Annotated in this window: 18 protein-coding genes; 8 read left to right on the forward strand and 10 right to left on the reverse strand. The window is 54.1% G+C overall.

Features of this window, described 5'->3' with window-relative positions:
• A partial coding sequence (locus VGM48_RS03375) for a hypothetical protein (protein ID WP_331576304.1) occupies positions 1-515 on the forward strand: 515 nt, incomplete at its 5' end.
• Between the two features lie 24 nt (positions 516-539).
• On the opposite strand, the gene VGM48_RS03380 is transcribed toward VGM48_RS03375, so the two are convergent.
• Positions 540-704: a DUF1328 domain-containing protein gene (locus VGM48_RS03380; protein ID WP_331576305.1), complete on the reverse strand. Its 165-nt coding sequence runs from the start codon at positions 702-704 to the stop codon at positions 540-542.
• 139 nt (positions 705-843) lie between these two features.
• Between VGM48_RS03380 and VGM48_RS03385 the strand changes: the two genes are divergently transcribed.
• The 4 genes from VGM48_RS03385 to VGM48_RS03400 all read left to right on the forward strand — a co-directional run bounded on the left by VGM48_RS03385 (position 844) and on the right by VGM48_RS03400 (position 3,542).
• Positions 844-1,374, forward strand: coding sequence for a hypothetical protein (locus VGM48_RS03385; RefSeq protein ID WP_331576306.1), 531 nt, complete (start codon positions 844-846; stop codon positions 1,372-1,374).
• A 4-nt stretch (positions 1,375-1,378) separates the two neighbouring features.
• Positions 1,379-2,143 carry an AraC family transcriptional regulator gene (locus VGM48_RS03390; RefSeq protein ID WP_331576307.1) on the forward strand — a complete coding sequence of 255 codons (765 nt, stop codon included), beginning with the start codon at positions 1,379-1,381 and terminating at the stop codon, positions 2,141-2,143.
• A gap of 67 nt (positions 2,144-2,210) precedes the next feature.
• Entirely contained in the window at positions 2,211-2,897 is a 687-nt protein-coding gene (locus tag VGM48_RS03395; RefSeq protein ID WP_331576308.1) for a hypothetical protein, read from the forward strand.
• Positions 2,898-2,912: 15 nt separating this feature from the next.
• On the forward strand, positions 2,913-3,542 hold the full coding sequence (locus VGM48_RS03400) for a chloramphenicol phosphotransferase CPT family protein (protein WP_331576309.1): 630 nt from the start codon (positions 2,913-2,915) through the stop codon (positions 3,540-3,542).
• Positions 3,543-3,560: 18 nt separating this feature from the next.
• Here the strand turns inward: VGM48_RS03400 and VGM48_RS03405 are convergent, their stop codons facing one another.
• On the reverse strand, positions 3,561-4,220 hold the full coding sequence (locus VGM48_RS03405) for a CPBP family intramembrane glutamic endopeptidase (RefSeq protein WP_331576310.1): 660 nt from the start codon (positions 4,218-4,220) through the stop codon (positions 3,561-3,563).
• A 186-nt stretch (positions 4,221-4,406) separates the two neighbouring features.
• Between VGM48_RS03405 and VGM48_RS03410 the strand changes: the two genes are divergently transcribed.
• Together VGM48_RS03410 and VGM48_RS03415 are read left to right on the forward strand one after the other, a co-directional pair.
• Positions 4,407-5,459: a hypothetical protein gene (locus VGM48_RS03410; protein ID WP_331576311.1), complete on the forward strand. Its 1,053-nt coding sequence runs from the start codon at positions 4,407-4,409 to the stop codon at positions 5,457-5,459.
• Between the two features lie 42 nt (positions 5,460-5,501).
• Complete coding sequence (locus tag VGM48_RS03415) at positions 5,502-6,041, forward strand: RICIN domain-containing protein (protein ID WP_331576312.1); 540 nt, start codon at positions 5,502-5,504, stop codon at positions 6,039-6,041.
• A 5-nt stretch (positions 6,042-6,046) separates the two neighbouring features.
• On the opposite strand, the gene VGM48_RS03420 is transcribed toward VGM48_RS03415, so the two are convergent.
• The 8 genes from VGM48_RS03420 to VGM48_RS03455 all read right to left on the reverse strand — a co-directional run bounded on the left by VGM48_RS03420 (position 6,047) and on the right by VGM48_RS03455 (position 13,229).
• On the reverse strand, positions 6,047-6,499 hold the full coding sequence (locus VGM48_RS03420) for a hypothetical protein (RefSeq protein WP_331576313.1): 453 nt from the start codon (positions 6,497-6,499) through the stop codon (positions 6,047-6,049).
• Positions 6,500-6,609: 110 nt separating this feature from the next.
• Entirely contained in the window at positions 6,610-8,847 is a 2,238-nt protein-coding gene (gene katG / locus VGM48_RS03425; RefSeq protein ID WP_331576314.1) for a catalase/peroxidase HPI, read from the reverse strand.
• Positions 8,848-8,944: 97 nt separating this feature from the next.
• Positions 8,945-10,033 (reverse strand): fatty acid desaturase, encoded by a 1,089-nt coding sequence (locus VGM48_RS03430; protein WP_331576315.1) that lies wholly within the window; start codon positions 10,031-10,033, stop codon positions 8,945-8,947.
• A 54-nt stretch (positions 10,034-10,087) separates the two neighbouring features.
• Complete coding sequence (locus VGM48_RS03435; protein WP_331576316.1) at positions 10,088-10,582, reverse strand: cold shock domain-containing protein; 495 nt, start codon at positions 10,580-10,582, stop codon at positions 10,088-10,090.
• Positions 10,583-10,679: 97 nt separating this feature from the next.
• Positions 10,680-10,985, reverse strand: coding sequence for an RNA-binding protein (locus tag VGM48_RS03440; protein ID WP_331576317.1), 306 nt, complete (start codon positions 10,983-10,985; stop codon positions 10,680-10,682).
• A gap of 502 nt (positions 10,986-11,487) precedes the next feature.
• Complete coding sequence (locus VGM48_RS03445; protein WP_331576318.1) at positions 11,488-12,342, reverse strand: oxidoreductase; 855 nt, start codon at positions 12,340-12,342, stop codon at positions 11,488-11,490.
• Between the two features lie 11 nt (positions 12,343-12,353).
• Positions 12,354-12,635, reverse strand: coding sequence for a hypothetical protein (locus VGM48_RS03450; RefSeq protein WP_331576319.1), 282 nt, complete (start codon positions 12,633-12,635; stop codon positions 12,354-12,356).
• Between the two features lie 6 nt (positions 12,636-12,641).
• Positions 12,642-13,229, reverse strand: coding sequence for a TetR/AcrR family transcriptional regulator (locus VGM48_RS03455; protein ID WP_331576320.1), 588 nt, complete (start codon positions 13,227-13,229; stop codon positions 12,642-12,644).
• Positions 13,230-13,336: 107 nt separating this feature from the next.
• Between VGM48_RS03455 and VGM48_RS03460 the strand changes: the two genes are divergently transcribed.
• Complete coding sequence (locus VGM48_RS03460; protein WP_331576321.1) at positions 13,337-14,164, forward strand: AraC family transcriptional regulator; 828 nt, start codon at positions 13,337-13,339, stop codon at positions 14,162-14,164.
• Positions 14,165-14,182: the final 18 nt, after the last annotated feature.

Consider the following 14,182-nt stretch of genomic DNA (forward strand, 5'->3'; position numbering starts at 1 on the left):
AGCGCGATCGGGCCCAACAGACGATCGACCGCGAAACTTCCCGCCGTGATCAGGAGCAGGCTCAAAGAGAACAGGAACAGGCGCAAAGGGAACGCGAACAAACCCAAAGAGAACGGGAACAAACTCAAAGGGAACGGGAGCAAACCCAAACAGAACGGGAGCAAAGACAAAGAGAACGGCAGCACGATCAGTACATTGAGCAGGCCGTATCCGTCAGCAACCAGGGCGACGACGATATGGACCAGGCCGTAAGCGAACAGCGCGAGCAGTTTGCCGAAGACCGCGCGATGCTGAAAAAAGGTATCCAGATCCTCCTCGACGAACACGTCATCAACGACTCTCAAACCCTCAAAACCCTCGTACTTACCGACACCGACGTCTCGGTCAACGGCGTCAAACAATCCCCCAACCTCTATCAGCAGATACGTACAAAGCTCGGCGAATGGGCCCGTAACGGCTTCTCCTATGGCGCCACCGGCCCGACCGATAACTATTCCCTTAGTATCAATGATTGATCGGCCTCCCCGGCCTCACCGTCGTCAGATGCTGCTCCTTCTTCCAAAAATAAGCGAAACCAGAAACAGCACGATAAAAATAAAGAACAGCACTTTCGCAATGGAGGCAGCGCCTGCGGCGATCCCGAAGAAGCCAAAGGCCCCGGCGATGATCGCAACGATCAAAAAGATTAATGTCCAGCGTAACATGTTCGTTGTTTTAGGTGAATAATACCTACCGATGCCAAACCCATGCCACGACGCATCCCAATCTAACTCCCTATATTTCAACGGTAGAAGAAATTTTCCTATCTTCCCATCCGTACTAAGATCGTATATGCTGAAAAAAATGACACCGTCCGTACGGACCCGCACCGCATCCCTGTCGTCCGTTATCCTGCTCGCCATCACGGCCCTCGTCGCCTGCCATCCGAACAACAATTCCACACCGGCAACAGCCGACACCCCCGCCGCAAAACACGCCCCCCTGCCGACGTTCAAGCGCAACCCCGAGACCCGCACCCACGTTAAAAAAGAGCCGGTAGCCGAATACAAGATCCACACCGACAACAAGCTCAACGAGCTATACTTCTCCGTCGCCCTCTATGAGACCCCCGTCACGATGAACTACCTCGCAAAGTTCGACTTCGAAGGCCTCGGCGGCGAAGACACCATCAGGCTGCCCGATGTCGGCATCCCGCCACACCCGGTGTTGCAGAAAGGCCCCGAAAAATACTCCTGTATCATCGGGCTGATGGATCACACCAACAACTTTCGCCCGCTGAAAAAAGTCTATGTCACCGACAAAGGGTCCCAACTGAAGATCACGACACTGAAACACTATACCGTCACCGAAGGCTATCGCCTCGTTCCGCAATAATTCCTTGGGATCCGAAACCTACATACCCTCCGACCTCCTCAAACCATATATCAGGTCTTTTGCCATCCAGTCGACGGCCGTCGAAACAACCTACAAAGTCCTCCCCGACACGGGACTCGTCATGGGTTTTCAGTATAAGGGCAAACTGCTCCGCGTCGACGACGACACCACCATCGCGCTTTCCGTCTCCGGCGTCTCGGGTCTGGCAGACCATTGCCGTACCTTCAGGAGCATCGCCAACACCGGCACCATCCTCGTTTTTTTTAAGGAAGCCGGGGCAACCCCATTCTTCCGGCAACCCCTGCATGAACTGTTCCGGGATAGTGTCTCGCTGGAGAACTTCATGCTTCGCTCCGAACTCCTCTGCCTGGAAGAACAGTTTGCCGAAGCATCGACCAATGCCATCCGCATATCCCATCTGGAAAATTTTCTTATCGGCAGAATGACCCCGACCGGCCCCGACAGACTGGTGCTCGCCGCTCTGGCGTTGATCCATAAGCACAAAGGCGATATCCGGATAAAAGACCTGGCCCGGCAGCTGCACATCAGCCAAAGCCCGCTGGAAAAGCGATTCCGCCAGGCCGTTGGCGCCACACCGAAGAAATTCGCTTCCATCGTCCGGCTAAAGAATGTCCTGCAACGATTCGATCCGCAGTCCTCCCTCACCGAACTCGGTTACGAAGCAGGTTTCTACGACCAGGCTCACTTTATAAAGGAATTCAAGGCGTTTACCGGTGCCACGCCGGAAGATTTCTTCGGCAAAAAATAGAAAAACGATTTTTTACAATTGCGCCCGCCGGGCGGCATCGACCTTTGTGGTCACAAAACGATTACAAATGAACAGGATGAAAACCTACGATGTCCCTCACAAAGGCTTGCGCAACGCCCTCTCTCAGATGTCCTTGCTGGCCGGCAGGACCGATTACTCCAGCCCGGCGGAAGTCCATCGGCTGCATCAGCTCGGCTCCCGCCTCTTCCGCATCCTCACCATCCATGCCGAAGACGAGAACGGGGTCACACTGGCCCACCTCGAAACCCGCTGCCCCGGCTGCAGCCGGCACGACCTCGACGACCACGAAAGGATCGAACTCGCGCAGCAGGATCTCGAAAGCCGGCTTGATCTTCTCTATGCCGGGGTAAAAGCAGGAGAGGACATGACCGGGGCCGGCGCCGGATTCTATCTCGCCTTCACCGAATTTCATGGGGGATATCTCGGGCACACCGCCGAAGAAGAACGCGTCACCCAGCCCCTCCTCTGGCAACATTTCACAGACGCAGAACTCGCCGCGCATCGCGCGCAGATCATGGCCAAAAATCCGCCCCAAACCCTGCTCATCTGGTTTGAATTCGTGATCCCCGCCCAAAGCCACGCCGAAAGGGTAGGGCTGTTGAGTGGCTTCAAAAAAATGGCCCCGCCCCCCTTCTTCGCCGAAGCGATGCAGGTCATCAAAACGGTCCTTACGGGCGAAGAGTTTGATGCGATGGCGACCGCTTTAAATCGTACTTTTGAAACCCCGGGATAAGCAGGAAAATAAAACATGGAGTACGGCAAGATAATTATTTTAAACGGTGCGCCGCGATCGGGAAAATCCAGTATCGCAACACAAATTCAAAACACCTTCGAAGGCCCCTGGCTGAACATCGGCGTCGATGCCTATGTAAAACACCTATTGCCGAAATCGCTGTTGCCCGGCATCGGCTTGCGCCCCGGCGGCGAACGCAAAGACCTGGAATCTTTTATTGTCACCTGTTATGCGGCATTGTATGAGACCATCGCCGCGCATAGCCGGCTCGGGTTGAATGTCGTGGTTGACGTTGGGCATCATGATAGCTATGCCCGCCCGTTATTCATTCTCCGCGACTGTGCTAAAAGGTTGGCTGGCTTGCCGGTCTTATTTGTCGGGGTAAAATGCTCCCTGGCCGTCATCATGGCGCGGCGCAACCATTCTCAGGAGGATGAAAGGACCAGCTATGTAAAGGGGGCATCCGCCGATCCGGTTCCTTTCCCGGTGCAGTTATGGCAGGAGAAAGTTCATGAGCCCGGCATTTATGACCTGGAGGTCGACACCACCGATGCAAGTCCCGAAGCCGCAGCGGCGATCATCGGGGCGCATCTCCATCTTTGTAAACCCACGGCCAACGCCTTTGATAAATTGCGATCCTCATAGGGCGCTACTCCCTGACGCTTACCAATAGCCAAGATAGATAAAACTAAGCGCGATGGTATCAAAAAAGGCGTGAAAGAAAGTGGCGTACCACATATTCCTGTTGAAATAGATCATCAAAGCCTGGTAAGCGCAGCCGCAAAAAAAGGCGTTGAGCATGCCCGATACCCCGAGTTGCACATGGTACAATGCAAAAATAAGGTTGGTACACAGAAAGCTGATGGGGATCACGTATCTGCCGCGGATCATTTTTTCCAGTCGCGTAAAGATAAATCCATGAAAAACGATCTCTTCATATAAGCCGCCGACAACCCATCCCATACTCAGGATAAACAGGTAGTTATACAAATGATGCCGGATAGACCCGAAATCATCCAGGTTGGGCTTGGGGAGAACGACGATTTTGTTGATCAGCGGGAATAACACATAATTCAAAAAAGCAAACAGCACAACGGCCGCAACGGCCCCGATCAAAAGGGGCTTTAGCCCGGCTTTTTTGAAGCGAAAGCCGACGCTGGCAAAATTTTCCCTGGTCTTTTTTAGCGCCAGCCAGATGACCAAAAGCACCGGGACCGTATATCCAAAGGGGATAGGGATGATTCTCCAATGCGGAAATAGAAAAGCAAAGAAAATGACAAGGATGGCCAGTGCACTATCGGCAACAGATAGCTTTTGATTCATTAGATTGGTTTAGGATGGCTCAAATATCAACAATATTTCCGCTTTTTTGGCAGCCGGCCCTCCGACCTGAATTGCCATTGATAGTTAATGACTTGCAACTTGAATAAACTTGCCCCGCCTTGAATCGGTTTTGAACAGCCGGTTCTGTCCCGCAGAACTAGCTTCGTCCGCATTAAATCGATTTATATGTTAAAGAAGCTGTTTCTGCTCAGCGGATGGTTGTTTGTTGCATCCCTTTTTTCAAATATACAGGCACAGACTGCCCGCCTTCAGGACTGGACCGTCCTATCCGAAGATAATAACAAGGCCCCCGCGACAGATACGGTCTTCCTGGGTAAGCCCTGCGTAAAATTGGATGGTCATTTGGCTGCTGGCATCTGGGATCAAAAAGCCGATTTGAAGAACTTCCGGCTGGAGTTTGACATGGCGGGGTCCATCATGGCCGGCGTCGGCTTCCACGTCGTCGACGAACAGAACTACCAGCTTCTGTATTTCCGGCCGGGTTACGGCGGCACGATCGAAGCCATCCAATATATCCCTATTTACAATGGGGCGTTGAGCTGGGTCTTTTATGGGGCATACCAGGCAACGGCGGATATCCACAAATTGCAGTGGTTTCATGCGGCCATTGAGGTAAGAGGGGATAACCTGAAAGTATTTACCAATGGGAATGCCCGTCCCGACATGGATATTCGGCTGCAGCACGTCGGGGCCGATAAAGGAACTGTTCTATTGCGAACCATGTTCGGGGAAGCCTACTTCGCCAATGTCAATTATCGCCAGCTTCCGGACGCCATTACCGGCTGGGAGATCTCCGGTCAGCTGCCGGCCGGCAAAAGGTACGGCTATGACCAGGTCAAATCGGTCAAAGAATGGCGATCGGTCAACGAACCGGGCGATGAGTACGTGAATCTTTGCCGGTACTTCAAAATGCCGGAGGGCGCCGTCATCGCAAGGCATACCATCAAGGCCGACAGCGCCGGCAATAAATACCCGTATTTTGACTTTACGGGCACGTTGCACATCTTCCTCAACGGCAAAGAAGTCTTTGGCTACGAAAAGTACCGGTTGACTCGCGTCGAAGCCGATACCTATCGAACCCGTCTGGCCCTGCAAAAAGGGAACAACGAGCTTGTCTTCATAACCCAGGGCGACGGATTTTTCTTCGGCAAAGGCTACAATTCGTTGGGCAGGCTCCAGCACCAAAACTGGGGATTCATCGCCGCGCTCGGGAATTGACGACCGTAGCGATCCCCAGCTAAAAGCCTAACTTTATACCCTATGAAAAAACCAATAACCAGTCTCGCCTCCCTTCTGTTAACCCTCGCCGCCCTCGCGCTGACCCTCGTGCTAACATCCGCCGCCTCCGCCCAAACCCCCACCATCAACGGCGACTTCGCCCTCAAAAACGTCCACACCGGCAAATACGCCCGCATAAAAGACGCCAACAGCGCCAACGGCACCCCCATCGTCGCCTACTCCCCCGAAAACTGGAAATGCATGACCTGGGAATTCCAATCTGCAGCCGACGGCAGCCACACCCTCAAAAACCTCTTCTCCGGCAAGACCCTCCAACCCCTCCACGGCCAGGCAAAAGCAGGCGCCCCGATGGAAGAACAACCCATGCACCGGGAACAATACCAGCAATTCGAACTCGTCGCCGCCGGCAACAACCAATATCTGATTAGATTGAAAGGTACTGAATTCTACCTCACCCCCGCCGATCCCGGCGGCGCCGTCAACAGCGCCATCATCCTCCAGCCGATGACCAATGGCGATCTCCAGCACTGGACCCTGGTTGAACAGCATCCCACGATGTAAGCGGCCTAGCCGTCTATCAACACCGACCGCGGTTCCAGATCGACAAATTCGATCGTCGCCCAATGGTCGATCCTTTTCACAACGTAAATCATCGACCAACGTACAGGCTCACCCCCGATCCGGGTCAGCCCGATACTTTCCAGGTCAAACTCCTTATCGATATCCTCGATGGTCTCTCCCTCGTACCAGTCGAACAGCCGTTCGTACAATAGGGGAGTGATAGCCGTTTTGATCGTGTCGTATTTTCCCTGGATAAGCGCATACCACTCCTTTTGAGCTTTCGTCGCTCCCGTTTCATCAGCATCGATCGTAAGCCCGATCTCTCGCTGCAGAGGCTGGAAGAAGGCCTCGCATTCAAAGAAATTTTTCGACGCGTCCTTGAATCGCGTGAACCTCATTGCTCCAAAGACCTCATCCTGGAGCTTGAATGGCTTTTTAAAAAGGTTGAACAGAGGCATGGGAAGGATTTTCTCTTAAATATACAAAAATCCGGCGCCGATACCCCGAGGATGAAGGATAACGGCGCCGGGGCTTTATTTTGTTGGCAACCTGGTTTTCCAGGGCAGGTTTATGCCCGGTCGAACCGGTCGAGGTTCATCACCTTGACCCATGCCGCCGCAAAATCCTTTACAAATTTTTCTTTGGCATCTTCGCACGCATAAACCTCGGCCAGTGCCCGGAGCTCACTGTTCGACCCAAAGATAAGGTCCGCGCGCGTTGCCGTTCCCTTCGGCACTCCCGTCACCCGGTCGCTTCCTTCGAAGAAATGCCCCTCATCCGAGGTCGCCGTCCACTTCGTGCCGAGCTCCAGCAGGTTGACAAAAAAATCGTTGGTCAGCGCTTCGGGCTGTTGGGTGAACACCCCATGCCGCGATCCGTCGAAATTGGTATTCAGCACCCGCATCCCGCCGACCAGCACCGTCATCTCGGGTGCGGTAAGCGTCAGCAGCTGCGCCTTGTCGACTAAGAACGCTTCGGCCTTTCCGGCGTAATGCACCTGCGAGTAGTTCCGGAACCCATCCGCCACCGGTTCCAGCACCTCGAAGGACTCCACATCCGTCTGCTCCTGCGACGCATCGACGCGCCCGGGCGTAAAAGGCGCCGTGAGGGGATAGCCGGCATTCTTTGCCGCCTTTTCCACTCCGGCACAGCCGCCCAGCACGATCAGATCCGCCAGCGAAACCGCCTTGCCGTCTGCCTGTACACCGTTAAAGTCTTTTTGGAGGGACTCCAGCACCCCCAGTACCCTGGAAATCTGCGCGGGATTATTCACGGCCCAGTCCTTCTGCGGCGCCAGCCGGATCCGCGCACCGTTTGCACCTCCACGTTTGTCCGATCCGCGGAAGCTCGCAGCCGAAGCCCATGCCGTCGATACCAGCTGGGAAACGCTCAGCCCCGCATTCAGCAACTTATCCTTCAACGCCGCAATATCCTGATCGTTGATCAGCGGATGCGTCGCGGTCGGCAACGGGTCCTGCCAGATCAGCTCTTCGGCGGGCACGTCCGGTCCGAGGTAGCGGACCCGTGGACCCATATCGCGATGCGTCAGTTTGAACCACGCGCGCGCAAAAGCATCCGCGAATTGATCGGGGTTCTCATGAAAACGCCGGGAGATCTTTTCGTACATCGGGTCCACCTTCAGCGCCAGATCGGTGGTCAGCATCGTCGGCGCATGACGCTGCTTCGGGTCATGGGCATCCGGCACCGTGCCGTCGCCCGCGCCGCGGGCCGGCCTCCATTGGAAGGCGCCCGCCGGACTCTTGGTCAGCTCCCATTCAAAGCCAAAGAGGTTCTCAAAGAAGTTATTGCTCCATTTCGTCGGGGTGGTCGTCCAGGCGCCTTCCAGCCCGCTGGTGATGGTATGACCGGCATTGCCGCTGCCAAACGTATTCCTCCAGCCAAGGCCCTGCTCTTCGATACCCGCGGCGGCCGGTTCCTTGCCGACATGTTTGCCGGCATCGGCCGCGCCATGCGTCTTGCCAAAGCTGTGGCCGCCGGCGATAAGCGCGACGGTCTCCTCATCATTCATCGCCATCCGGCCAAAGGTTTCCCGGATATCGTGCGCCGCGGCAAGCGGGTCGGGATTCCCATCGGGCCCTTCGGGGTTCACATAGATAAGACCCATCTGAACGGCCGCAAGCGGGTTCTCCAGGTCGCGTTTGCCTTCATACCGCTTGTTGCCCAGCCACTCGCTCTCGGCTCCCCAGTAGACATCCTCCGAGGGCTCCCACACATCCTGGCGGCCGCCCCCAAACCCGAAGGTTTTAAATCCCATCGAATCGAGCGCGCAGTTACCCGCCAGCACGATCAGATCGGCCCAGGAAAGCTTCTTCCCGTATTTCTTTTTCACCGGCCAGAGCAGCTGGCGGGCCTTGTCGAGGTTGGCATTGTCCGGCCAGCTGTTCAGCGGGGCAAAGCGCTGCATGCCCCTGCCCGCGCCGCCACGGCCATCCGAGATCCGGTAGGTGCCGGCGGCATGCCACGACATGCGGATCATAAAAGGACCATAATGGCCATAGTCGGCCGGCCACCAGGCCTGCGACGTCGTCAGCACATCGGTGATATCTTTTTTCACGGCGGCAAGATCCAGTTTCTTAAACTCCTCGGCATAGTTGAAACCCTTGTCCATCGGGTCCGACAACGCGGAATTCTGCCGGAGGATACTTAAGTTCAGCTGATTCGGCCACCAGTCGCTGTTTCTCGTTCCTCCGCCTGCGCTCTGCTTCAGTACCCCGTTGATGAACGGGCACTTTCCGGCTGCTTTTGGATGATGCTCTGACGCGTAGTGAAGCGTATTGTTTTCCATAATGACAAATTTTATTTGTTGTTACCAAATATAAAAAATAAAAAAACCGAATCGTCAGTCAATTCGGTTTTTTTAAATGCGTTGGGAGGGTTAGTTTTTAGCCAAGTTCGAGTTCCTCGGAATGGCTCTTGTCGTGCTCGCCTGCCATCAGATGGGTGGAGTGTCCGTTGGCGACATACTTTCGCAGGAACTCTTTTTTCGAATCCCGGAACCAGGCCACCATCCGGAGCTTGTTCAGCGAATAGATATATACCCAGGCCAGGTCCAGCTGTCCGGGCAGGAAACCACAACGGGCGCTTCCCGGAAAAAGATGATGGTTGTTGTGCCACTCACCGGCGAGCAATCCCGGTCTCGTTTGGTTGATGGACAAATTACTCCGGTCGAAGTCGATCCCCTCCTGGTGCTTTTCCTTGCCTCCGCCATGGCCGGTGTAGTTGAATGCCCGGATCAGCGCAAACCAAAGCATGGCCGCGGAAAATATCGCACAGGCCAGTCCCGGCCCCCCGATAAGATACAGCGCGCCAAACCAAAAACTCCAGTTGAGCAGCCAGATGCCGACGATATAAAGCGGGGTGGTGATCGAGCCCCATTTTTGATATTGTTTGTAGGTGTTCAGTTGTACCCCGGAATGCGCCAGGAAGCGGGACGCCTTGGCATACTCCTCTTCGGTCAGGTCGGGCGACACCCGTTGGTGATTGAATTCGGCCAGCATGCAATACCAGAATCCTGCCTGCGCGTTATAAGGATCGCCCGGCTCATCCGATTTGCTGTGGTGTACGTGGTGGGAGATGACATAGATCTCTTCCGGTACCGTCTTGATGACAAGATTCTGGGTGATGATCCGCCAGATCGGGTGGCTGAAGCCATAAGACTTGTGCGTGCAATACCGGTGAAACCAGATGGTCCCATGGGTACCCATGATCACCATGCTGTACACAACGATCGCGATCACGTAATACCAGTGGAAATATTGGAATAGAAAAAAATAGAAGAAGGGGAGCATAGCTATCAGCATCGAAAAGCTGACAAAGGAGATCCAGTTCTTGCGGGTCTTGAAGATATTCATCCTCGAAAATGCTTCCGCCCAAAGCTGCTTGTTACTCGGAACTACCAGGGCGCCATCTTTGTCTTTCCAGCCGTAGGAAGGGGTGTAGAGGAGGGTATCAATGAACGTACCTTTAACCATATGGTTTTTATTTTGAATATTGGCTTTAACCTAAGGCCAAGCAATCCATCCTGCTTATTCTGGTGCACCTGAGCCTGGAACCGGTGGGGCGGGTGGAGCAGGTGGGGCTTTTTTCGCCACGCCTACCGCATTCAGCCCTTTTAATCCCTTCTCAACGGTGTAACTCACCCAATCGCCTTCCCGGATTTGCTCTAATGTCTTACTGACATGAAAAAAGATCCTCTCTCCTCTGTTTGAAACTATAAATCCGAATCCTTTCGATTCATCAAAAAAATCAACTTTTCCTTCCTTTATCGGGTCTTCCACCTCTCTAAACTTGGGCACCCCGATCTCTATATCTTCTGCATTAAAAACCTTCTTCTTATCAGGGTCCGGCGGAGTGGTCGATATGTTGCCGTTCTCATCGATATAGGCCATCATATCGTCCAGGGGTTTCCCTTTCACCTGGTTCGCTCTCCGCTCCGCCATCTTGTTCCGCTTTTCCTGATTCTCTTTCTGACGTTGCTTTTCTTTCTCCCGCTTGTTGGACATCCCTTTTGATCTCGCCATAGGTTTTTTGATTTATCAAGACCCATCCATGATGACAGGAATTGATTGGTAAAAAATAAACTACTCGGGTTTGGAGGGGTCTGGCGTTACCATAACGCTACCACCGGCTTTTTTTGTATCCGCCGCCGCCGCTATTTCCGCCGCCGCGAAACGACCTTTCTTCTTTCGGTTTTGCCTCCACGACCTTGATGTTGCGACCGTCTACGACCGCGTCATTAAGCTCCTCGATCGCTTTCTTGGAAGCCGCCTCGTCGCTCATCTCTACAAAACCGAAACCCCGCGATTTGCCGGTAACCTTATCGTTGATGATCCTGACCGAGGTCACCTCGCCATAAGGGGCAAAAAATTCCTTCAGGTCCTCATCCTTGACGTTAAAGCTTAGGTTCGAAACATAGATGTTCATACACAATCGATTATATGATGAAAAATGATCTGAGGAATGCAAAGAGTAAAAACGACTACGATGCGGTGCAGGATAATTGCCGTTACTTAATGCTGGCTCAAACTAACCCGGTGAAGGTAATCTTTTAATAGTAAAAAACCGCCAATTATTTGGTAAAGAGCAATCTGGCAGTCGGTCCGGGTTATGATCGGTGTCTCCTTGCCCGGGACTTCGAGGTTTCCAAACCGTTTTTTGGAGGAGGATGTCTAACGGGGAAGGTAGCTATTTGATAATTAGATAGATAAGGGTTAATTTGTATCTATGGTCGGGGGCGTGTCATATTTTGAAAGCTTTATCCATCAGCCGAACGACCTATTCCAGGCGCTGACAACCTCCATACAATGGGATCAGCGTATGGCTGCGCGTAAAACGGCCAGTTTCGGGAAAGCCTACAACGATTCTCAAATGGATTATCCTACGCCCCGCGTGCTCTCACGCCCCCGTATACCCCCGGCCACGCCCCCTACGCCACCGTCGCCTTCTGGTGGTCCGTACTCGTCGACACCGCCTCCCACTGGTCCACATCCGCCACACTCTGCGCTATCTTCTCCCGGAAACTCTTGACCGAATCCCGCCCCACCGGCAGGTGCAACGGCGGATTTTCGCTGGCAGCCAATTGGATGACCACCGCAGCAAGTTTCGCCGGATCGCCGGGCTGGTTACCATGCAGCTGACCCGCAAACGCCCTGACGGCTCCCACCGTTTCCTTATAAGCATCCAGGACCACCGCACTGCCCTGGTAAGAATCCGTGGATACGAAGTCCGTGCTGAAAAGACCCGGCGCCACCGCGGTCACCCGGACCCCAAAGGGTTTCAGCTCGACGGCAAACCCTTCCGAAAGGCCCTCGACAGCGTACTTCGTCGAGCCATAGATCCCAAAACCTGGCACGTTGTTCAGGTATCCGAACACGGAAGAGATATTGATGATATGCCCCGAAGCCTGCCTGCGCAGGTGCGGCACAACCGCCCTCGTCACGTTGAGCAGGCCAAAGACGTTCGTGTCGTACTGCTTGCGGACCTCTTCGGCGGAGGTTTCTTCGGTTGCCCCCAGTAACCCATAACCGGCATTGTTGACAAGCACATCGATGCGCTGGAACCGGTCGATCGCCGCCTGGACACCCGCTTTAACCGCTTTTTCATCGGTCACATCCAGCGTGACGACCAATACCCGGTCCCCGCCGCCCAGCCGGCTGGCCAGCTGCCCGGCCTCTTTCCTCACGGTGGCAACCACCTGATCACCGGCCGCCAGCGCAGCCCTGGCAATTTCAAACCCAAATCCCTTGGACGCTCCCGTAATAAACCAAACTTTGCTTTTCATGATGGTATGTTTTAATTGAGATTGTATTCGACATTGACGTTTCCGTGAATGGCCTTCGAATAGGGACAGATGTTGCGGGCCGCTTCCACTAAGGAATGAGAGACGTTGCGGTCAAGACCGGGCAGGTGAATGTTGAGCCGGGCCTGGAGAAAAAAGCTGGCTCCCTGCAATGCCAGATCGACTTCGGCGTCGATGGACCGTTCAGCCGGCAGGCTGACCTTGAACTTTCCGGCGCGATGCCGGGGGCGCCGTCGAAACAGGCCGGCCATCCGGCCGCAAACAGTTGTGTGCAAAAAAAATCAGCACACCTGTGCCTCGATCATTTTCTTCAACGTACGGTGAATGATGGCGATCTTGTCATTCTTCCGCGTCGTCTTGCTGATCAGGATCCCACCCTCGATCATCGCAAACATCAGCGTCGCAAACTCCTTATAATTCCAGTCGGCCCTGAACACCCCCTGCCGGATCCCCTGCGCAATGATATCGATGATCAACTGCTGACCCCTGTTCACCGCCGCGGCGATCCTCTCCCGCAACACCTCATTCTGATCGTCGGCCTCCACCCCGAAATTCATCATCGGACAGCCCCCGTCCACCAACGGTTTCAACGGGTCCCGAAAAGCGTCGACATACGCAAAAAGCTTGTCCTTCGGATGGTCGAACCGGTTGATACCCGCCATGATCCGCTGTTCCAGCAACCCCAGATAATAATCGACCACCGCCTCGGCCAGAACATCCTTGTTGTCGAAATGAACATAAAGACTACCCTTGGAGAGCTTCGTCGCATCCATGATATCGCTCATCGCCGTCGCCGCGATCCCCTTCTTATTGAAGATAGGCGCCGCCCGCTCGATGATCATCTGCCTCGTTTGTTCTCCTTTGCTCATATTAGTGAATTGACAACACGAAGATAAGTGACCGATCGGTCATATCCAAATTTATTTTCAGTCCCCCTTGCCGGAGAACCCTTAATTTTATAAGCAACTATCGATCAATGTCCTTTACGTTCAAAAAAATACCACCGCACCCGGTACTGGCCCCCTACATCGAAAAAATGTGGGTATTCGAAAGCAGCGGAAGACTTCCCTCTGACGATATGAAACTCGTGGTGCCCAACGGGAATCTCAAACTCACCATTGCCTACAGCAACGGGATCATCGCTTCCGTGGCGGCAACGGTCTTCCGGGCGAAGGAACACAGCATCATGCTCACCGGCCTCGTCGACGCACCCCTTACCCTCGACGTCGCGCACGACGAAAAAGCCGGAACCATCGGGATAGAATTCAACCCGATGGGCGCATATCGTTTTTTCCAGGCCGGCATCTCCACCATCAAAAATCAGATCTGCGGACTCGGCGACCTGCTGGACAAGACTGGACAGCAACTGGAAAACCGGATTGCCGACGCCCCCGGGGTGCAGCAAAAGATAACGATCCTCCAGCAATTCCTGATCCGCCAGCTCGCCATGCATCCGGTCGACCCGATCTTCGAATTCTGCACAGCCGCCATCCAGTCCACCCAGGGACGGATAACCATCGGCGAATTGGAAGATAAGACCGGCTACAGCCGCCGCTGGCTCGACATGAAGTTCAACGAAAAATTGGGCGCAAGCCCGAAAAACCTGTCCTCTATCATCCGGTTCAAAAATTTCTACCAGGCAATGTTGGACGGCAACGATACAGTTGTACAGAAAAACAATTTCTACGACTACTATTATGACCAGTCCCATTTTATCAGGTCGTTCCGCCGGTTTACCGGGGTAACCCCAAAACGGCTGGCCGCCGCGGACAACCATTTCGGCAAAAAATTTTACGGCGAATAGGTACTTCCCATTTGTACA

Origin of the sequence: Puia sp., assembly GCF_036500295.1 — a bacterium.
In the GTDB taxonomy this organism is placed as follows: Bacteria; Bacteroidota; Bacteroidia; order Chitinophagales; family Chitinophagaceae; genus Puia.